The organism is Chitinophaga ginsengisoli, assembly GCF_003014595.1.
GTDB lineage: Bacteria > Bacteroidota > Bacteroidia > Chitinophagales > Chitinophagaceae > Chitinophaga > Chitinophaga ginsengisoli.
In genome coordinates this window covers 353,518-374,938 of record NZ_PYGK01000004.1, presented here as the reverse complement: position 1 = coordinate 374,938, position 21,421 = coordinate 353,518, and the positions used below count along the sequence as shown (strand labels likewise).

The window sequence follows — 21,421 nt, the reverse complement described above, 5'->3', positions numbered from 1 at the left end:
ATGGCCCTGGCAATTTTACAATGGGAATCCGCAGACAGCCAAAACTATCGTTTCACGATAGATATTGGTACCAATAACTGGTATCGTTTTAAAATAGGCAGGCAGATAATTGACAGGGCAGGAATCAAGTGGGTGGATGAGATCCATAAGGTCACTCCTTTTCAACAAAAGAAAAAACTCACTTTTCTGGGCGACAGTCAGGAGGAAATCAGGATACCGAAAAACTACTTTGACGGCGAGAACTGTTACATACAATTGCTCAGTGCGAAAGACAGGGATGGGACTTCTCCTGCTGTATCTAACGTGATCAGAGTCCCGGTAGGATTCCAGCATGTAAATACAGGACGTCTTAATATTTCATCTTCAGCAAGTATTGATATGCAAACTACAGCCTTCAACCCCATCAGGAATATCTCTCATGAGCAGCAATACCTCTCTCAACAGGCGTCTATAGAAGATATACTGGGTAGTCTGGTGCGCGCGGTATTGCCTGCGGCAATCAGTCTGCTGACTCCCGCAGCTAATGCGGGAAGCAATACCCCTGCATCTGGAGGAAATGCTTCGCCACAGAGTCCTACCAATATGCTGACTGGCCTGTTGGGCGCCATCATGCGGGCTGTAGCTCCCACTATTCCCGGACTCAGCGGACAACAATCCATCAGCACAGCTCAAGCATACGACAACAGGTTTTGTGCTGATATTTGTTCTGATCGCGACAAGTCCCGGGGAGACAACCAATTTTCTAAACCATTTGTTTTCGGCATCGATGATGCCTTGCTGGCATCTCTGGCAGGGCCACTTATCCAGCAGGGTGTACAGCTGCTACCGCAACTGATCAATGCCGCGAATCAACATAAACTGCAAACATTGCAGGCGAATAATCAGCTCATGACCACCCTGGCAGGTGATGTGCAAAAACGGTTAATGCTGCAACAACTCCTGCAAAATCAGCAACCCGGAGCAGCACCCAATATTGATCCTGCGGTATTGGCCCAACTGATTGCACAATTGCAGAATGCACAACCTGCTGCTACGCCTGCAGCACCGCCTGCGGGAGTAGCTACCGCACATTCACTGATGCAGAACAACACGGCTTATACATTGAGCAATGGAGTCATACTTACATTCGAATCATTGAAACTTTCTTCTTACAATGGAAAGCAGCAGCTGCTGCTGCAACAGGCAGACAAACTGTTGTTTAAAATAAAGTTGAACGTCGGACAAGCACCGAAAAATCCCCTGCCCAAAGCAATCTATACTTTCTATTTTAAAGATCCCGTCAGCCATCAGCTGTTGCTGGAAAAAACTTTTAAAAAGAAAGATATTCAGGCCAATACAAGTGTGGATTTTGAATTCATGAAAAACGAGTTATTGAATCTGCCGCTTTATAAAGACCTGGAAATATTCGCAGAAATACGCTGGAGAACTTCCAGTGGAAAAGAATACAAAGCCATCGGCAATACTCCTGCCGTGTTCGTACAAAATTATTTTGTGCAGCAACAGGGAGAAGCAGTATCCGCAGAAAAAGAGCTGACAGACATGAAGGTCTACCGCTCCTTCTGGAACAAGATATGGCAGTCTCCTTCCCTCGGTAAATCAAAATCTCTTTGGGAATTAAATGCAGACACCCGTTATACAGTATCACTTTCCGCAGAACATACTGCGAATGGTATTACCGGTACTAAAATGTCGGTTGATACAAAAGATAAGGAAAGCCTGACGGATACTACATCCGGCAGAATGAAAGCTGGTATAGAACTTAGCATCACAGAATTAAATAAGCTGCTGGACGGATGGGATGGTAACAAACCACTGGACAATGAGCAACTGACAGCGCTTAAAAACACAGGCTTCGCAAAGTCTAATCTTGCGGAGATGATCTATAACATTAAGATGAAAGGCAGGACTTATGAACAGGGTATGGTATGGGTCGTTCCTGTCTTCAAACTGTTCGAGATCACACTGGGCAAAGTTGATTCACTTACACCGGACGGGTATGTAAATGAAATCAGCAGCACGAAAGTGAAATTCCCCCTGCCTGTCAGTGTAAGAATACTTGGTATTAAATCTAATAATCAATAACGCTTATGCAATATCCATTTTACTATGGTATGTCGGAAGACGACAGCGAAGAAACACCGGCAAAAGAAGCACATACAGCTCCTGATGTTGAATATGTATTTGATGGATATGATATAGAACTGAATGTCAAGGTTGTGCTGAATCCTGTTACCAAAACCAATCCGTCATGATGGATGAAGCCTTTCTGCCACTGAACAGTATCATTGATAAGATACTGGATATTCCTGGTGACTTCAAAGACGAGGATAGCGGGGTGCATAGCTATATATACGAAATAGAAATCGGTACTCCCATAGAACTGGACATCAGCACAAATGAGGATGGAACAGTGAGGATCGGTACTGTACCTCCCTTGTACAGGGTAGATACGAGCTTCCGTCCATCCTATCACAGCATTACTATAAATGCTGAAAAATATACAGCATCTGAAGATGGCGAATGATAACAAATACTGGAACCTGGAAGATTTTGTCGACTCTCTTGTAGTAGAGTTGGACAAAACGCGTGAAACACTGGCTATCAAAGCTATCAATAAACCTTTGACCTATACAGTCAAGGACCTCGCTATCGACCTTAATATCTTCCCCACCTTTGATGGAGATCAGATCAGGTTCATTACAGCCCAACCAGGTCAGGAAGGTGCATCCAAAGTCAACATCCAACTCGGCTCTATTACCGATCAGCAGGTAAGGGCCACCACCAAAATGTCAGGACTGAAAAACGATACCAAGATAGAAGAGATCGGGATAGATACTAAAACCCAGAAGAAGCTACGTAAACTGGGTGTGAGCTCTGTAGATGATCTGCAGGCTGTAGAGAAGAAACAGGTAGATATACAACGCGCTACCGACAACGAGATCGATTATAAAACACTGGCTAACCAGATACAGAAATCAAGAAGAAATCAAACACCCCCCAAAGTGACGGCGGTAAGTCTTTCGCTGGATGAAGATAAGAGGCCATATTTGCATGTGCGGGGAGAGAATCTGACGTTAGACAAACAGTATGCACCGGTAACCGTCATCAATAATACACTTGCTGAAGTGATGGAGTTCAGTGCCAATGAACTGAAAATATTGTTGAATAAAGATCACATCACGCAGCAGGAATCTGAACTGATCATGACTTTCGATCCTTACACCCTCGTGAAAATGAATATCAGACTTTAAACGTACAGGCATATGAAGAAGAAACATACTCCTTACTCCTGCTATGAAGATCTGCTCCGTGATTATTACGGCGGGCATCATCGTCCTAAAAAGAAAAAGCAGAAATCGCTGACACAAAGCTTTGACAACGGTGAAGTGCTCACCGTTAAAGACAATGTTCCGTTTGAAGAATATGTTGTGGCGGCATCTACAGATAGTAACGGAGAGATCTTCGAAGAGTATGTAGTACAGGCATCTGCTGTGAATGATGAAACTTATTTTGAAGAGTATGTGTTACAATCATCGACAGCCGAAGAGAATACATACGTTCCAGTATATACACCTCCTACTCCATCACCGGTGAGCGAGAATCAGGACCTGTTAACGAATGTACTCGACCCCTTCTCAACGGAAAAGGCTATTTCAGACCAGGCTGTTTCGTCGTCAACAACACCGGCTGTTTCAGGGGCAGATTATGCTGATGGAGCGCCGGATACAGCATCTTTACTGGAAGACATCAAACAAATGCGGGGGCATGACGCACCTGAATCACCGACGCAGGGCAGTGGTTCTCTTTCCTCAAGGGAAGAAGAGATCGTAAATGATCTGCAGGCCATTCTTTCCGGTAAGAAGGTCTATGATCCTTCCGCAAAGAAGACTGTCAACCGGGAAGATGTAGGTAAACAACAATCAATTGAGGAACCTTCAACGCCGAAAGGTAATGATCCCGCTTCTAAGAATGAACACGCCATATTTGACCGCATTGCGCAAAATATGAAGTTTGCCAATGCGTACAATCTGGGTACTATCCAGGTAGATGCACAGGAACTTACTAACCGGTTCGACGATTTTGACAAGATCCCGGAAACCCCACCTCCGCCTGCTCCTGCCAGAAAAAACGCTCCGGCGCCAGTCAATAAGAAAAGTGAAGAAGAACCAAACCCTTTGGAGTTTCTGAATGACCTTGACGATATCCACAGGTACCACAGCCAGCAACCAGTAGCTACCGTTACTCCGGAACAAGCGCCCAGTTTGCAGATGAGTCCTCCGGATACCAGTGGCCCCAACTGGCCGCCGCGGCCTACTAGTATCCGTCCGTTAACCACTGCGGAACGTGCCGCCACATTCGGCACATTCACTTATGAACCAGATCCTTCCACCTTCGGTGGAGACGGCATCCGGGTAACGAACAACTGGGCTGCAGATAACATTGTAAGGGTAAGCATCCCTCAATTGAATGGCAAAAAGATCGGCAACCAGGTCATCCAAAATGGCATCATCAACTTCCATAAAGCCGGAGAAGAAAGATTAAAAGCCCTGTGGGCGGCATGGGAAGCGGCAGGACTACTGGACAGGATCCTGACCTTTGAAGGAGGTTATGCTGCAAGATTTATCCGGGGCACACAGAACAGATCTCCGAGACCACTCAGTAATCATGCCTGGGGTACCGCTTTTGATATCAATGCAGGCACCAATGGCTTTGGTCAGGAACCTGCCCTGATGGGACAAAAAGGATGTGTAAGAGAGCTGGTAGCCATCGCTAATCAGCAGGGCTTCTTCTGGGGCGGGCATTTCAAAGGCAAGAAGGATGGGATGCATTTTGAACTAGGTAAAACACTGTAATTTTTTCACGATACTCAATCCGATCTAAAATGGAAAATCGTTTCTTCGAAGTAAGCAACCTACTTGGCGCCGGAAGACGCAGACAAAATGGTTATGCCAGATCTGCTTCTATTGTGGAAAGATTTGCTAATTCATTCGATGCAGTGGATTATGAGATCCCCGGCACAGTGGATGTCATTAAACAGCCTTCCGGGCTTGTTTGCTGGGCTACAGTGGCAACAATGATGATTTCCTGGCGGGACCACCGTTCTACTGCTATTGAGACTGCAATAGGCGCAATCGGGGCGACCTATCTTGCAAAGTTCAAAGCCAATCAGTGGTTATTGGCTACAGAAAAGGTGCCTTTTCTGAATGCAGCCGGCTTCGAATTCAAATATCCCCAGAGTTTAACCATTTCTGGCTGGGAACAACTTATGCGTAATGTTGGTCCCTTATGGGTCACTACCGCAGAAGGTTCTGATGCCAAATTTGGCATTCATGCCCGCATCATGACCGCTATCAAAGGCGATGGTACTCCTCAGGGTACTACGCTGACCATCATAGATCCAGCTACAGGCACTACCTATCCGGAGAAATTTGCTGACTTCCTTGTGAAATTCGAACGGGAGGTACGCGTCAGCCAGGACTGGGATGGCAGGATACAGATCGTACACTGGCCGGCAGGCGTATCCGCAGCTCATTCTCTCTCTGCTTTTAATACAGCCATATCATTCTCTACCTTGTCTACCAGTGGTGTTGATCTTATCAAAAGACTGGAAGGCTTCAGGGCAAGAAAGTACAATGATCAGGCAGGCCATTGCACCATCGGCTATGGTACGTTGATACATAAAGGGAACTGTAACGGCGCTGCTTCAGAACAGCCTTACGACAATGGTGTCACAGATCAGCGGGCGACCGAACTGCTGATGGATAGAGTAAGTGCATTCCAGACAACGATCAATCAACAGGTATCTGTAACACTGAACCAAAATCAGTTTGATGCACTTGTCAGCTTTGTCTATAATATCGGATCTGCTAACTTTAAGCAATCCACTTTACGCAGGCTGCTTAATGAAGGGAACTACGGTGCAGTTCCAACAGAAATGAGGAAATGGGTGAAGATCAGACAGAACGGGGCCTTGGTGGACTCCCAGGGACTGATTAACCGCCGTAATGCGGAGATAGAAATGTGGAACGGTGGCGCCAGCAGCTCACAATCATTCTCATTGGAAAACCGTGCATTCTTCTCCAATGATCTTACTGTGCAGGATGATTTTATACAGCAATATGCACAGAATGCAACAGACAGCATGCGACAGACCCGTGTACCTGCTTCAGTAACACTGGCGCAGGCCGCGCTGGAATCTGGCTGGGGCAGACATGCTCCCCGCTTTAATTTCTTCGGTATCAAGGCCGGTGCGTCATGGACCGGGGAAAAACAGCTCCTGACCACTACCGAGATCCATAGTGACAACGATCGGAGTCGTCATCCTTATCCCGAGATCATATCCATTGAACAATTTACAGATGGTAACGGCAACACACGCTATCGCTGGAGAGTAAAAGATAATTTCAGGGCTTATGCCAATGCAGTGGAAAGTTTCAATGACCATGGCAATTTCCTCGTCAACAATAGCAGATACCGCGAAGCCTTCAATCATACCGATGACGGACGTCAGTTTGCCCGTGAGATTGCACGTGCAGGCTATGCGACTGATCCTAACTATGCGAATGTTCTCATCTCCATCATAGAACATAATAATCTCCTGCGTTTCGATGCCGCTACTCCTGCGCCATCAGCAGCACAAAGCATCAATGGCTTTGCCACTGCCAAAGGACTTACCGTACAGGACGCGGCGGGGGATATACTGTCCAATCCCGGAAGAGTCCTTATTCCGGCCAATATCCGGCAACAACTGGAACAGATAAGGGCTAATGGCACATATACACTTAACAATAACACATTTACGCCGTCATTGAGCCTGCTGCAAAGTATTTCACAGATGCTCTATTTCTCTCTGGACCATAATAGCAGCGCCAATCCGGCCTTTGGCATTCTCAGTTATATCCGGCCGGCATCTTCTCATCATTCCAATGGCACTGCTGTTGATCTTACTCATATTGATGGCAAGCGAATTGACGTTCGTAATCAGCAGCAATGCCTGGATGCCGTAGTAGCAGCTATTAATAACCTGGCTCCGGGCAGTTATGCATTGGGATTGCCAAGACCGCCTTACGCGGATGGTGCAGGTGCAGACCATGACTTTGCTACCTATAACAGGCATATCACCGTATATGCCAATACGCAGCCGCCTACCCTTCTTCCGGAATACCAGAACCTGAATACCACCGGCAATTTCTTCCTGCCCAATCAATGGAATGAACACTCCCCTACCGGTAGCACAAACGGTGATCTCGGACATATTACCAATGAAACGTCCAGGAACACCCTGCGTACAGCTATCAGCAATGCTCAGGCAAGAGGTGCAAATATCAGGTACCTGTTTGCTGATGCGTTGGATCATTTGCATATACAGGCGTTGTAGCAATACTTTTCCACTGGAATTGATGCCATTGGCACCCGGCAGTATTTGCCGTTTATAATCTTTTTAAGCACATCTGACAGGAGGATTAATTTCTCATCCCGGGAATTTAATCCTCCAATTCTATTTTTAAATCACGACATGTTACATTGTGAGTGCCCTTATTTATATCATTGGCGTTTCCTAAAGACACGATTGATCAAGGCTGATCTTATTTTTAAACTGATACACTCAATAACGGCTACGGCTGACAACAACATTCAATAGCTTTTCTTAAATTGAACCGGTATTCAATCAACAGCTTATGACACGCGAGGAAATGATCACCTTTAAAACCAGGTTAAAAAAGACTGGAGAGCTACTGATAACAGAACGAATCACCATAGCGAAATCGGCTGTTGATAGTGCACAGGAGGCAGCTAATAGCGAAGACAAAAGTTCAGCGGGTGATAAATACGAAACTGGAAGAGCGATGGGCCACCTGGAAAAGGATATGTATGCAAGGCAACTGGCTGAAAACATCAGGGAGCTTGACAAATTACAGAAAGTAAATACAGATATCGTTTATACTACCGCTCAAACGGGAGCATTGGTAAAATGTCAGCAATATGCTTTCTTTATTGCAGCGGGATTGGGTAAACAGGTGATTGATGATCAGATTATTTTCTTTCTTTCACCGGATGCCCCGCTTGCGAAATTACTGTTACATAAGAAAGCGGAGGATACTTTCCTGTTCAATAAAGTGGATATGGTGATTGTTGAAATTTATTAATCCCTGGATGTTCCGTTAAAGAAATTATCTATAAAAAAAACTTTCAAGCATACCTTGAAAGTTTTTTTATAGGACTTCACTATTTTACAAACAAGTTGAAATCGACCATTCTTTTACCCTCTGACAATGTCCCGGGTGTTGGATCAAGCGCAAATCCGGATATTCTCATTGTATAACTTCCGTTCTGCAAACCACTAATTTGATACGCTGTAGTGTCTCCAGCTGTATTCAATACCGGTGTTTGCCGAAATCGAATATAGTGCTCATCCTTATCAACAATGCGGATGTCCTGAACAAAACCCTTTATTACATAGTTGGTCACACGAAGGCTGCCGTCGGTCGAAACTATTTCTTTATCACGAGGGAATGGTTTTTCTGAATAACTGAAGTAGTCAGGCCAAACCGGTGGAAATCTATCAACTTCGTCCCGCGTAGGATTTTTTTCGAGCAAAGTCCATTTTATATCATTCGGCAAATGCGAAGCGATTAGATATTCTGGTGGTGTCAGAAAGTAAAAATAATTTATCTTATTATAATTGTTCACCCCTCCCCATGTACAATCAAACAGGAACCATTTTCCCGACAGGTACACGGCATTCCAGGCGTGATCAAAAGGCCCACTACTAAAATAGGTTCTTGTTTCGCCATAAATGTCCTCACATTTCAATCCTGCCCTACCAAACATTTCTTTAGCAAGACTACTTATTTCTGAACAAATTGCAATTCTCCTCTTTAGTACCTCGTCTGGCATTTTAAACGGATAAGCTTCGGGATTCTCCAGACTTGCCTCAAATCCAGCATGATCGTAGTGAATATTAAGGCAAATCCAATCAAAAATAGCCCTTGCTTTACGATGCTCATCATTGAACGGCCGCGTAATCAGCTTAACAAGATTGTCCATCTTCATTGTAGTATCGACATTCATGTTAGCCACATAGTCGTCCACAGAAGAATAATTAACCTTTTGTGCTTTGGTCTCGCTGGCAATGAGAAGAAAGACACATAATAGTAAAGCGTATCCTTTCATAATACAAATATCACAAATATTTTGCTGTTAAATCATTGTATTGTCGCGTCATACCTATTACTAGAAGCATCCGGTACAAAATTGACTGTCGGCGTCATTCCTCTACTCCGGAGATAATTCGCCATTCTCACCGTCTGTTGGATCAGATTACTCCATCCATTAGTTCCATATTGCTGGTCAAGAACCATAGGCCTTGACCTGGATGGTCCCTTGTAGATTCGCATATTCTCAATGCGCAGTCCGGTTCGGGGATTAATGGTTTCTTCCATTGTTGCTCTTGGACTAAAATTAGTACCTATTTTCAGATTTCCTTCGCCCATAGTTGAATTGTAATTAATTGTAATTTGGGTTCTTCCTGCCGACCTTGCTATTGCGATTATCTGATCCAGCATAGTCACTTGCTCCTGAGACAATGTAATCCAGGCAGTTTGAGTAGGCCCGGGCGCAGCAAACGGTGGGAGTGTAATTGGTGGTAAGCGTCTGGGCCGGGGACGCACTACTCTTCTTGGAACGGGCGTTGTCATAGTACCCCCAGGTGTCGATGTCGGCCTTGGTGGCGCTTGTGGTGTTGCTGTCAACTGCACTAACGGCCGGACAGGCAACACCGGTATATTGATCAGCCCCATATCTACATTTATCCGAAGCCTTTCCGGCGCACGTTTAGGAATATAACTTGCTTTAAACCTGAACATCAGGTTGGACGCATCATCTATTCCTATTTCACTTCGTTCAAAAATCCTTTTTGCCGCTCCGCTTATTTTCTGAAAGAAATTTGGATCATCAATCCAGCGTTTTCCGAAATTATCGAAACATTTCAGCACACTGTTATCTCCGGAAAGAATTGACCCTCCATATTGTCCCCCAAGTCCGCCTAAAACCGCCCCTATAACAGCGCCTGTCGCCGTCACCGTCTTCTTATCATAGCCATTATTACTTGCAATTAGATAGCCAGCAGTTGCACCTACCACCATGCCTCCTGTAGCGCCCAGAAACGCACCTAATGGTGAATCTCCATTAGGGTCTGAAAAATTCACCGGATCGTTGAAGTTACTATTGTAAGGAGAATAATTCACCATGCTTTCCTGCAAAGGATCTGGCTGCCACCATCTGCCTATCTGTGGGTCAAGATTACGGTAAGCTGCGTCATAGATATCAAGATCAAACTCCGAAATCTTCTCGATGCCATTATAGAGATAATTATTCTCCAACCGGCTTAATGCCTGACTACTCAGGCCTCTTATCTGCAATCCAAAAGGATAATAAGAATCTTCCTGTAACAAATGACCACTGGTATGTTTTACAACAAGATCGTCAAAATAAACGTCTGTATTGCTTTCATTAGACAAATAGACGTACAGGTAACCATTCTTCTGAACATCCAGCTGCCCTACCAGCGGAACAATTTCACCGGGGACAGATACTCTTAGCGGGCTGCCATCAATCATCTTAAAATTGTCGTCAAACAACACATAGTTAAGGTATGCCTTGGGAACATCTGACGGCGGATTAGCCGTATTTTTATCCTGCAGGAAGGTCTTCATGTCATCCTTATTCAAAATAAGCCCGTTTCCCGTTCCCTGCAGAATATTGTCGTGTCCATTAGGGATTATCGCAACTGGTCCGAGCAAAGAGTTGATAAGCTGGTTTAAAATCAACTCGGGAAGATCATTTGGGGTGTTGTTGGATGAAGAGTTGTTTGCATAATAAGACTGTACGCCCACCTCCACTTTATCACCTGCCATTACTCTGAGTACCTTGGCTGTACCGATCTTTCTGTCAGGATCACTGTTATTTAATTTCACAAACTGTCTGTTACTACCAGCTCCCAGGTAGTCATAAAACTTATTCCCTGCCGGTATTCCATCCACGTATTTTGGAAAAATGAAACTTTCCTTTTCCGGAATAGCAGGTATTGGCTGAGGGTTAACCTCATGCGATGCTTTATAGTATACTTCATTCGTTTCTTCTGTAATTACAGTACGGATATTCCCTCTGTTATCAGCAATGAAATAGTCATACATCATTTGACCATTACTATTTACACGAACCCTACCTTGCGGCTGTGGGAACAACAGTAATTTATCATTTTTATAAATATACCCACTGTTGTATGTGTAGGTGTATGTATTAGCTCCATCTGTAACAATTCGCTGTAATCTTTCACCCTGGGCATTATATACAAAACTTATACTTCTGGTAGCATCATTATCGAAAGTGATCTTCCCCGGTTTATTCAGCCATGCATTATATACAATATTAATACCTTTATTAAGATCTCTGATAAGATTCCCATTTGCATCATAGATATACTCCGTTACCGTATGAGCTGCATCCTTAAAGTCGCCCTGCTGTTTGTCTCCATTGCCATCAGCTACGGCCAGCAAGGTATTACTCCAACCATTGTTGTCATAAGTATACTGCAGATCATCTATTCCTGATTTCACCTTTCCGAGTAACATACCGTCCTGCTTCATTTTTTCGACATTTCCGTTCTCATCATATTCCAGACCAGAAACCTTATAATCAACGTCTGCATTACTCCAGCTAATACCAGTATTCTGTGTGTAATCTGCTTTTGCTAGTCCTCCACCACTGTGATATCCAAAACCATAAGCATGCCATTCATCAGGATCACCTTTTCGACGCCAGGTCACACCAGATAATTTATCGTCAGTCCTTCCATTCTGGAATCCATTATCGTAGGAGAGCTCCATACCAAAGTAGTTAGCCGCTGACTTATCCCTTGCATACGCCGCATTAATACCCGTCAACCTTCCCTGAAAATCGTAGTCATACTGCAATGCTTCAATGCTCCCAAGTTTATTCTGTATGACGCGTCCCCATTCATCATAATCATACTCACCTACTAGTTTTGATACCGTCTGCCCGTTCATGATTTCGTGATATACCTGCTTTACCCTGCCATTTTCATATTCATTACGGACGCGCGTCCTTACTTCATTTAACGTAGCTGCCTGGGGATTTTTTACTATACTATATGCGGAAAGCACGTTGCCAGCAAAATCGTATTGTAATGTAAGGATATCTTTTCCGCCACTGATGTTGTCAGACTGGGACTGAATAGCATTTCCATATCGATCATAAAAGAATGTTGTTGCTAACCATTGATTTCTGTCTAGTACTTTCACCTTATACCCTGTGACTGTTCCCTTTACTGCATAATCGGGTTCTACGTTAATCGGGTATTTATTATTCCCCGCACTTACCTGAAAGTCAGAGCTAAATGCTGCGGCTCCGGACCACGTATAGTCATCATAATAAGCAATTACCAATGGTTCGTAATTACCGTAGTCAAAATTGGAGATTGTACTTACTGGTATAGATTCAATCGTTCCGGGTGCATTGGGATCTATAATAGTAGTGAATTCATCATTTGCAGTCGTTTCAAAGCCCTCGATAAACTGAATTGAGTTCTTTGCAATATAATTTAGTGTTCCTCCTTCACGCTTATCCACATATAAATCTGAAATTGCAGGTGTGGTAATAGATTGTGTTCTCGTAGAAGCAGTCGCAGCATCAATCTGGGATTGAAGACTTGCCCTTGTGGCACTTGTATTCTTATATATCGCCTGTATTATCTGGCGGTCAATGTTGTCATAAAAGAAAAGTATCCATTCACCTTTATTATTGGCGCGCAACTTAGCGTCCTGAGTAAATATCAGTCGGTCCCTGTTATCATAAACCATGTATGTTGGTTCACTAGCCCCAGGTTGTTGTATACTGATCACGCGGCCCTTGGCATCGTATAAATATCTGGTAGAAAGCTGATCCAATACAGTGCCTGCTCCTGAAAAATTCCAGCTGTTATTAGCTACACAATATGCAGTTGCCAATGGGGAAAGAATATAACGAAGATTGCCAATAACATCATACACGAAATAGGTCCTTGCACCCTCCCCAGGCTTATCCGACCCATCTCTTTGTATTGATTCGAGCACTTTACGTCCTTCATTATCAACATAGTTATACACTTTATTTCCTTCATCATTCGTATAAACACTTACAGTAAGCGCGCCAGCGTCATACATACTGCTGCTGGATGGCGCGTCGGCGTCATTATCCCCAATGGTCCATATTCTTACCTTGTCAGCAGCAGTATTCACTCTTAATTCAGATCTGGCGCCTTTATTTATTCCTGCAGATCTTTTACCCGGTCCACTTCCGATGCTGCTTCTTGGAGATACGGCATTCTCTTCGCTATACTGAGAGTAAAAATAGCCTTCCTTTCCCGCGGTCAACGTGTTATAATAGGCTGGTTGTTCTGCAGCAGCGTTGGTACGAAATTGACCTGCACTATTTGCATCGGTAGCGGCTACGTACGGTAAAGGTGTTATATTCTCAATACCAAATTTGTCGTAAACAGATACCGACACTATATCTTTTCCAGTCTTACTACGTTTGTAATACACCTCCTGTATCGGACGAGAAATGCCATCCTGATAAGTTATTTGTTTTCTGTAATCATTATCAGAAAGCGGCGAGTTAGGGTTCTCCCAGCTCACAACATTGGGCTTGAGGATATCCACCGCTGTTGTTTTCCGCAAATTAGCCGCCACAAGGCCACTGTATCCGGGCAAACTTGCAACCAAAGCCGTGGTATTAACCGTAGTAGTAGCTGGCGCATTCTGCGCGCTATTCTTATTAACAAAAATCTGTATCGTATTGGAATAACTTTCCTGATCACCTGAAGTTACCTTACGATGGTAATACTTCGTTGCAGTATTGGCTCCTGGTTGATAGGTAATTGCCGTGGCGCCATTAATAATTGTCCAGTTAGTTTCATCGTCGGAAGATTCCCATTGATAAGTATACCCACCAGCACCTCCGCTGCTACCCGTCACATTTCCCAATGCTGCAGGAGTACTGCCGGGAGTGATGTACTGTGCACCGGATATTTCGCCTCCCGTTAACCGTTCCACAACAGATATTATAACTTCATTAGAGTTCATGGAAAACTTTCTCCTGTAGTAAAAAGTCCCGGCAATGGTCGCTATCTCATGCAGTTCATTACTACCAGTTGCACTTGTAATTGTAGTCCAGTTTGTGCCATCAGTAGACTTTTCCCAGATCTGGACAGGCATAGGATTTTGTATACTTGTGGGAGACTTGATATTCTTTATATAGATAATATCCCCTTTTACAAAAACAGATTTTTCCTGGGCAATTGTACCTGGATCGACGCTTATAGTCTGCGCCTCTGATTTTAAAAGAAAAACGCACCAAACAGATATAAGGAGTAAAATAGCTTTATTTATAAATCGCATACTAATCTCATTAATTAAGGAACATCAATCAATAGTTATACTCATAGTGCTTCAGCATATTGCTATACTGGTCAAACAAGTTGGCAGGACGATTCTGACTGTCATACTGATAAATTAATATCTTGTTGTTTGCATCTATTGAAGAAATAACATTCCCTTTATTGTCGTAGTCATAGGTTTGCATGGTGGCATCAGACGGATACAGACGTAGATTGTCAAGCGTAATAGATCCCGAAAGAACAATATCTGATGTACCCATCGTAAACTCGTGTTCAAAATAGGTATATCCGTTATACGTATTAAGCTTTTTAAACGTATTGGCGTAATTCAGAGTGACGGGCTGCGGATCCTGTGCAATTGGTCCTGTTGTTACCCAGTAGCTTATCTTATATTTCTTTCCTGCTATAAGACCCGTTGCGCTTTTGGTAATGGTTCTGTTGGTAAGCTTATAATAATAAGTACCGGTCATTGGCTTAGGGGTTTGTATAGTGGAATTACTTCCATCTATGGCCATACCGGCCAACGAATATTGCCATGTTCCGTTTACAGATCGCTCAAATCCGGTATAGGCAGTTTCCAAATAAGCCGCATTCGTCGTGAGCGCCAGCATTCTACGCCAATAATCATAAACATAGCTGTTGACCGCTCCTTTTGTCTCGACCTGGGATACGTTGCCAAAAATATCGTATGCATATCTGACATCTTCTTTAAAATAGGCAGGCGCCCTGTTCAATACACCATTAAACACACCAATAGCACTTTCTGCAATTGGTTTATTACTAAAAAACCGGTAGGAAGATGATGGGAAAATATCTCCGTTGGACTGCACTGCAAAATCAGAGAATGTTCCATCTATCATCTTTCGTTCCGTACCATTTATTATCCAGTTTTCAGTAGCAACAGGAGTATTGATCTGGTTATTGCTGACCATAGAAGCAAGAACTGTATTAGAACTATAATCGTAAGGATAATAAATCCTTTTCTCGATGGTTTCGTTCATGCTTGTTGATGTCGTTACTTTCCTTAAATTGTAATAATTGGGATCATACTCATAATTGACAACATTTGTTTTAATATTTCCATTCAGATCAAAAAATCGTTCCGTTACTTTTACCAGTTCTGCTCTTCCTGTAACAGGATAATAAGTTTCTGAATAAAAATTGATCTTATTTCTCAAATCATCTTCCAGTGTCCATGGTGATACACTATTGTATTCATCACATTTACAGGAAACCAATACGGAATCAACGAATAACCTTGAGATGAATTTATATTCATTAAAAACATCCTTTACAACTTTACCCCCGGCATTGTATGTGGTAATGTTTCTTGGCAACCCTAGCGCCCAGTTCTGAACACGCTGTGCACCAGAATAAGGAGGATTCAGTTTAGTGGTAAATGGTTCCCGGTCACCGAAGTTCGTATATTGGTATACCACTTTTCCTTTGTTAACTGCGTCTGTACCTTGTATGATTTCAACCCTGCTGTAAAAAAATGGGAGCGGATTTATTTGAAATAAGGGATAAGCCGCCCATGAACGTGTATTATAGGTAACTGTCTCTGCCTTGTTGCCTATGAAAAAGGAAATAATATCATCTATCAGTTTAAGTAAACCCGATCCCTGAATAGCCATGCTCATAGCAGGGCTACCAGAATAAGAATAGACGGCACTATTAACTGCATAATAGATAATTTTGCTGGCCAGGTGAGTTCCGGTAGACACATAGTAAGATGAATTATCTTTCGTGTACAGCGCTGTTTCATATCCTGTACCGGACGAGGTGCCATCAGCATTCCTGTATTTATAGGTAACCACCTGGTCATTAGCATGGTCTATCCCATCGTACAACGTCGAACTGGCAACTCTCACTCCTCCATAATATTGTTCCGTGCCATTGCTGTAGTAGCTATTATTCTCATAATTATATTGCAGGTACCCTCCCGCTGCATAATTAACCCTATCAAGCATTCCAATTTGTGCACCCATCCTGGCAGTGGATGACAGCGGATTAGAGGCCGCAGGTAACCTGTACTGATCATTAAAGAAATCTTCCAGGTTACGCCCGTACGCGAATACACCTATGAAATAGCCGTACATATCCTGCCACATACTTCCCCGTCCCGGTACAAGTCCAGGCTTGTAATCAAAAGACATGAAAGGTTTCGGAGTCCCACCCATAATGTTCTCAATGGACATTAAAGACAATCGGAGATTGGCTTTTGTGGTAGATGTTGCTGAAGGTGCAGCTGCATAGTCCATAAAAAGAGCCAGATTATGATACCGGTAGTTGAATTTGTAATTGGCTATCACCGCGTCATCCTCAAGTGCCACTACTTTCAGCTCTGTCAGAGCGGGCTCCCCCGGGAGGTCCTGCCTTGTATTGTCATAAGTAAAGGTCACTACTGCATTACCACCCGCATATATGCTTGATAAGCGCTTCCTAACTGCCGCAAATTGTTGATTTATAACTGTATAGTTAATATTATCAACCTCATTAGCTGCATTCAGCGTAGCAGTTTTTACCGGCAGGTTGAGATAGGGATAGTCTACATTATAGCTATTATAAAAATAATTGATTGCCTTTAGTGTCCGTGGATTCTTAACCTCTGTCAGATACCAGTTGTTGACAATATATTTGCCAGTGTGATAGGGAGTAAGGGTCACCTGATCGGATTCCGGAACCGGATCTCCCGGCCGTACTATTATAATTGACCCTTCAAGTGGCGGTGGACTCACAGCTTCATCCCTATCCGTTGTGAATACTTCACTCAACTCTTTATCACTAAAAGTATATTGGATACCTTCTTCAGTAGTTATCTCAAACTTTGTAATTCTTGTAATGATATTTGATGATGACATATCCTCTTCAAACAACCTTACTTTCACTTTTGAATCACCAAGTACTGTTATCGGGTATTCCGTGTCTCCTGATTTCTTTCGGCCTATTACAAAGCTGCCCGAACCGCCACTAAAGTTAAAAGTAAAAATATCCGCCTCTCTGTCCCATCCATTGTATTCCCGTTTTAGTTTTGCAATATCACTATAACAGTCTGTCAGCAGCGACGTATAAGGCGCATACATTCTTCCGGTACCTATTTTATTGATCCCAAGGTTTCCGTACTGATCGTCAGGCTTCCCCATCGCAATCCTGCTAATGGATCCCCCGGTGTTTAACTTCCATCCAAGACCTACTTCCGAAGCTAATTCATTTACCTTCACACCATTTCCAGCTGTATAAGCAACATTTACATTTAATGAAAGCTTATCCCCATCGCTGTAGCTATACAACGGAATGCTGAGATCCACTGCCCCTGTAGCCGGGCCAACCTGCGCCCTTAGTTTAGTTGTGGAAAAAATAAGAATAAACAGGAGAACATGTTTCCATCCCCTTGACTTTGCCTTTTTACCGTAGTACATTATTTGACGCACTTTATTATTGAGACTTATTGTTCAGAACATTTGCAGATATACGATTACCTTTCTCCGGAGTCAGAATTGGACAATTCGGAACACCAGATTAAAAGTTAATTCCATTAAACCATTAAGAAGATACAGGATTTATAGCCACTATAAGGGAAAACAATATTAATAGGCATATAGGGAATCTAATATATTCTATATGTACAAATTTAGTGTTATAACAAGAAATACTATATAACACATTTGTTGTAGTAAAGGGCTTCGCGAAAGCAATTTAAAAATCATTGCCTACAAAGATTTAAAAGGATTGTTACCTGCAGGCAATAAGCTCGAAGCGCTGTATGACACATCTAAAGACAAAACTCAGTTTGATGAGAGTCTTTTCCCAGTTTTCGACGTCGATATAGAAAACAAAGAGCCTCAATCTTTTAATGAAATTTATTGGGGAGTTCATTACAAATATGTAAATGAAAACGAAAACCTGCGTCTATCCCAGGCGGTTGTATTAGGCAATGTATATTGCAAAGTTTTTAAGTTTTTATGAAGGGTTGATTGCAGGAAACGTCCAAACCCAAAATATGTGGACGCGATACCCTGACAAGAAAGACAACCTGGCCCAGATTACCGGTTGAAATCCATGAACTGATCGTGTGAGATCAGTACCAGGCTATCCCTGGAAATGACACAGTCCATTTCCAGGGTATTTACGCCCAGTTTTACAGCATTCATAAATGATAACATTGTATTGCAAGGCATCAACCCACAACCGCCCTGTGTGCTTCCAGGTCGGTTTGCCCTTGTTTTACAAAGGGAGTATGATTAACTTTCTTATATGCCGCAGGTTGTACGTATGCCGCATCTTTGGATTCAACCTTCTCCCCTTCTACGTTTATGTTACCTGCAGGAATATCAATCTTGATACCAGATATCTTATTACCAGTACGTTTGAATATTACCTGACCACCATACTGTTCTACGTTGAAGGTATCCGTTTTCTGACGGCTCAGATCTGCGCTGCCGGCACGACCACTAACGGTAAGGATACCATCTTTCAAAGTTACCTTTGCCTCATCCGCATCATCGCCAACGCCCAATTTATAGGTACCGACATATTCTGTCAGATCTTCTACACGGACTCCCTCCACATCGATGTTACCCGCAGGGATATTTACTTTAATACCTGAAATTCTTTTAGCGGAATTACGGAGGAAGATAACTTCACCACCGTATTCATCCACAGAGAAAGTATCGGCTTTTTGCATACTGAGATCAGCACTACCTCTGGTACCAGTGATAGTCAATTTGTCCTCTTTCAACTCCACTTTTGCATCTTCTGCGGCATCTCCCGTACCCAATTTATAAGTACCTGGATATTCTGTCAAGGACCTTTTCTGCGCATGCACAGCGAGTGTCATGAAAAGTCCTGCAAACAATAAAGCATGTTTCATAAAATGAATAGTTTAAACAGGAAAATTAGTCTGGTGGCATGATTCATGCAACAACCTGAATGTGAAATAATTGTTATAAAAGGGTCCTGCAAACATAAAACATGCCGCTGCACTGTATTCGCGGGGATAGACCAATAAACAGCGTCTCCACGTAACACTACTATTTATTTTAATAGTTATATATTTCAAGATATCAGACAACACATTATCGATCCCTTACTTTGGAATATCATTCTTTATAAAGCATTCAGGAAATCCAGGTATAGAGGAACGCTTCTCTCAATCCATTCCTTTGAGGAATTTAACTCAATCCCGTAATACGCAAAAAGTGGCTGATAATCCGCCTTAACATACTCAAAGCTTAATTCGAAAGGACGTGTTAATTCAGTCAAGGTGTATTTGTATCTTTCTGATCGGCTATATTCATGCTCATCCACTCCTACTGACATGGCCAGTGCAATTTTCTTTCCCGACATTTTGTAACCGCTTTTACTGCCATAGGCCCAGCCATAAGTCAACACCTCATCTAACCATTTTTTGAAAAGCGAAGGACAATTGAACCAATAATAAGGGAATTGAAACACGATCTTGTTATACTGCTCAACCAGCTTTTGTTCTGCCAACACATCAATTCTTTCATCAGGATACACTTCATATAATTGATGAACGACATATTTTTCAGGATACTTATTAAGCTCTTCAATCCATCTTCTGTTAACAGCCGAGCCTTTAATGTCGGGATGGGTAACGATTATCAATGTTTTCATCTCATTAAAATTTTCTGGTCGCAATATTAAAGTGCTTAGCCTAAATTTGGCGCATCAACGACCCATTGTGCGGTACTATAAAAAATGTCAGTATGTCAAAGGTAAAAGAAACATCCACCAACTTTGCCAACAAACAAGCCTTATCTGATGAATGCTCAGAGGTATATGCCGCTAACATTATCGGCGGACAATGGGCTTTGGCTATTTGTTCCTGGTTGATAAACGGAAAACTCAGGTTTGGAGAATTACGCAAATTACTGCCCAACATCACTGAGCGAATGCTAACGTTGCAACTGCGCAAATTAGAGGAGAATAAGATTGTGACGCGGACTGTTTATGCGGGAGTGCCACCAAAGGTGGAATATGAGCTGACGCCGATTGGGTATGAGCTGAAAGATGTTATTAAACACCTGGAGAAATGGGGAGAGAAACATAAGAAGTTGAAGTAAAAGAAGTTCCCTGACAAAGCAATTTCAACACCCGGCTTAGGGTCTGCCAGCAGGTCAACGCCGTTTTATTTTGTTTATCTTGCAAATTATGAAAAATGAAAAAACGTATGTTTTTGTTCCCGGAGGATGGCACGGTGGTTGGGCTTACGATCCAATATCTAACAAACTGGTGCAGCAAGGGAAAAAATGTATTTCGTTAACCTTACCAGGTCTTGAAGCGCAACCGGAGAAACAAGACAAGATAATAAATTTAGATACCCATATTCAGTTCGTAACAGACATTTTCGTAAAAGAGAATATCACTGACGCAATCTTATGCGGTCATAGTTATGCCGGCTTGGTTATTACAGGTGTAGCAGATAAAATTCCGGAGAGAATACATGCACTTGTTTACATTGATGCTTATATTCCTAAAGATGGAGATTCCTGCTGGAGTCTTACCAGTGAAGTATATCGGGATCGTTTTGTAACTGGGGCAGGTAATGATGGCTTTACTGTTGCAGTTCCACCGGGAGCAGATGATCGAAGAAGACCACATCCCCTGGCTACATTCATGCAAAGTTTACGCTTGAATGGGAGTTATGAACGAATTCTTAATCGTACATTCATCTACCTCAGTGGATGGGAACAAAGCCCCTTCGTTAAACAATATGCGGAACTCAAAGATTCTCCCGATTGGAATGTTGAAACAATTCATTGCGGGCATAATGTGATGAAAGAATGTCCAGATAGATTGGTTGATATTTTATATAGGCTAGAAGATAAATATAGTTAAATAACATTGTCCCCAATGCCCCTCCTTTTTGTCACAAAAGCCCCTCATAATATCCAGTGCCTCACTTATTTTTGGCATATAGGCTTGAAAAATAAAAACTAA

15 protein-coding genes are annotated in these 21,421 nt (G+C 42.8%); 9 read left to right on the top strand and 6 right to left on the bottom strand.

The window, feature by feature from the left end:
* The 7 genes from CLV42_RS12445 (at position 1) to CLV42_RS12420 (ending at position 8,147) form a co-directional block, all read left to right on the top strand.
* Positions 1-2,082, top strand: a complete 2,082-nt coding sequence (locus tag CLV42_RS12445; protein ID WP_106602241.1) for a hypothetical protein — start codon at positions 1-3, stop codon at positions 2,080-2,082.
* A gap of 5 nt (positions 2,083-2,087) precedes the next feature.
* Entirely contained in the window at positions 2,088-2,252 is a 165-nt protein-coding gene (locus CLV42_RS33900) for a hypothetical protein (RefSeq protein WP_170117487.1), read from the top strand.
* Entirely contained in the window at positions 2,249-2,524 is a 276-nt protein-coding gene (locus CLV42_RS12440) for a hypothetical protein (RefSeq protein WP_106602240.1), read from the top strand. Before CLV42_RS33900 ends, CLV42_RS12440 begins: the two co-directional genes overlap by 4 nt.
* A complete protein-coding gene (locus CLV42_RS12435) occupies positions 2,487-3,251 on the top strand; it encodes a hypothetical protein (protein ID WP_211303436.1) in 765 nt (254 codons plus the stop codon). The genes CLV42_RS12440 and CLV42_RS12435 overlap by 38 nt, the downstream gene beginning before the upstream one ends.
* 12 nt (positions 3,252-3,263) lie before the next feature.
* The gene (locus CLV42_RS12430; RefSeq protein WP_106602238.1) at positions 3,264-4,853 is read left to right on the top strand and encodes a M15 family metallopeptidase; all 1,590 of its coding nucleotides are present in this window, start codon (positions 3,264-3,266) and stop codon (positions 4,851-4,853) included.
* A 29-nt stretch (positions 4,854-4,882) separates the two neighbouring features.
* Positions 4,883-7,378, top strand: a complete 2,496-nt coding sequence (locus CLV42_RS12425; protein ID WP_106602237.1) for a glycoside hydrolase family protein — start codon at positions 4,883-4,885, stop codon at positions 7,376-7,378.
* A 301-nt stretch (positions 7,379-7,679) separates the two neighbouring features.
* The gene (locus CLV42_RS12420) at positions 7,680-8,147 is read left to right on the top strand and encodes a hypothetical protein (RefSeq protein ID WP_106602236.1); all 468 of its coding nucleotides are present in this window, start codon (positions 7,680-7,682) and stop codon (positions 8,145-8,147) included.
* 79 nt (positions 8,148-8,226) lie between these two features.
* Here CLV42_RS12420 and CLV42_RS12415 read toward each other — a convergent pair whose 3' ends face one another.
* The 6 genes from CLV42_RS12415 to CLV42_RS12385 form a co-directional block, all read right to left on the bottom strand.
* Positions 8,227-9,174: a transglutaminase domain-containing protein gene (locus tag CLV42_RS12415; RefSeq protein WP_106602235.1), complete on the bottom strand. Its 948-nt coding sequence runs from the start codon at positions 9,172-9,174 to the stop codon at positions 8,227-8,229.
* 32 nt (positions 9,175-9,206) lie between these two features.
* Positions 9,207-14,276: a DUF6443 domain-containing protein gene (locus tag CLV42_RS12410; protein ID WP_170117486.1), complete on the bottom strand. Its 5,070-nt coding sequence runs from the start codon at positions 14,274-14,276 to the stop codon at positions 9,207-9,209.
* 211 nt (positions 14,277-14,487) lie between these two features.
* Positions 14,488-17,877, bottom strand: a complete 3,390-nt coding sequence (locus tag CLV42_RS12405; RefSeq protein ID WP_106602233.1) for an RHS repeat domain-containing protein — start codon at positions 17,875-17,877, stop codon at positions 14,488-14,490.
* A gap of 624 nt (positions 17,878-18,501) precedes the next feature.
* Positions 18,502-18,609 carry a hypothetical protein gene (locus CLV42_RS12395; RefSeq protein WP_245901638.1) on the bottom strand — a complete coding sequence of 36 codons (108 nt, stop codon included), beginning with the start codon at positions 18,607-18,609 and terminating at the stop codon, positions 18,502-18,504.
* 26 nt (positions 18,610-18,635) lie between these two features.
* Positions 18,636-19,328: a hypothetical protein gene (locus CLV42_RS12390; RefSeq protein WP_106602230.1), complete on the bottom strand. Its 693-nt coding sequence runs from the start codon at positions 19,326-19,328 to the stop codon at positions 18,636-18,638.
* Positions 19,329-19,564: 236 nt separating this feature from the next.
* Complete coding sequence (locus CLV42_RS12385; protein WP_106602229.1) at positions 19,565-20,095, bottom strand: NAD(P)H-dependent oxidoreductase; 531 nt, start codon at positions 20,093-20,095, stop codon at positions 19,565-19,567.
* A gap of 92 nt (positions 20,096-20,187) precedes the next feature.
* Between CLV42_RS12385 and CLV42_RS12380 the strand changes: the two genes are divergently transcribed.
* Both CLV42_RS12380 and CLV42_RS12375 read left to right on the top strand, forming a co-directional pair.
* Entirely contained in the window at positions 20,188-20,544 is a 357-nt protein-coding gene (locus tag CLV42_RS12380; protein WP_106602228.1) for a winged helix-turn-helix transcriptional regulator, read from the top strand.
* A gap of 88 nt (positions 20,545-20,632) precedes the next feature.
* Complete coding sequence (locus CLV42_RS12375; protein WP_106602227.1) at positions 20,633-21,319, top strand: alpha/beta fold hydrolase; 687 nt, start codon at positions 20,633-20,635, stop codon at positions 21,317-21,319.
* Positions 21,320-21,421 lie beyond the last annotated feature (102 nt).

Bases quoted from the DNA above. Each gene is read 5' to 3' on its own strand.
- CLV42_RS12445 (WP_106602241.1), top strand. From the start codon at position 1: ATGGCCCTGGCAATTTTACAATGGGAATCCGCAGACAGCCAAAACTAT.
- CLV42_RS33900 (WP_170117487.1), top strand. From the start codon at position 2,088: ATGCAATATCCATTTTACTATGGTATGTCGGAAGACGACAGCGAAGAA.
- CLV42_RS12440 (WP_106602240.1), top strand. From the start codon at position 2,249: ATGATGGATGAAGCCTTTCTGCCACTGAACAGTATCATTGATAAGATA.
- CLV42_RS12435 (WP_211303436.1), top strand. From the start codon at position 2,487: ATGCTGAAAAATATACAGCATCTGAAGATGGCGAATGATAACAAATAC.
- CLV42_RS12430 (WP_106602238.1), top strand. From the start codon at position 3,264: ATGAAGAAGAAACATACTCCTTACTCCTGCTATGAAGATCTGCTCCGT.
- CLV42_RS12425 (WP_106602237.1), top strand. From the start codon at position 4,883: ATGGAAAATCGTTTCTTCGAAGTAAGCAACCTACTTGGCGCCGGAAGA.
- CLV42_RS12420 (WP_106602236.1), top strand. From the start codon at position 7,680: ATGACACGCGAGGAAATGATCACCTTTAAAACCAGGTTAAAAAAGACT.
- CLV42_RS12415 (WP_106602235.1), bottom strand. From the start codon at position 9,174: ATGAAAGGATACGCTTTACTATTATGTGTCTTTCTTCTCATTGCCAGC.
- CLV42_RS12410 (WP_170117486.1), bottom strand. From the start codon at position 14,276: ATGCCTGTCCAGATCTGGGAAAAGTCTACTGATGGCACAAACTGGACT.
- CLV42_RS12405 (WP_106602233.1), bottom strand. From the start codon at position 17,877: ATGTACTACGGTAAAAAGGCAAAGTCAAGGGGATGGAAACATGTTCTC.
- CLV42_RS12395 (WP_245901638.1), bottom strand. From the start codon at position 18,609: ATGAATGCTGTAAAACTGGGCGTAAATACCCTGGAAATGGACTGTGTC.
- CLV42_RS12390 (WP_106602230.1), bottom strand. From the start codon at position 19,328: ATGAAACATGCTTTATTGTTTGCAGGACTTTTCATGACACTCGCTGTG.
- CLV42_RS12385 (WP_106602229.1), bottom strand. From the start codon at position 20,095: ATGAAAACATTGATAATCGTTACCCATCCCGACATTAAAGGCTCGGCT.
- CLV42_RS12380 (WP_106602228.1), top strand. From the start codon at position 20,188: ATGTCAAAGGTAAAAGAAACATCCACCAACTTTGCCAACAAACAAGCC.
- CLV42_RS12375 (WP_106602227.1), top strand. From the start codon at position 20,633: ATGAAAAATGAAAAAACGTATGTTTTTGTTCCCGGAGGATGGCACGGT.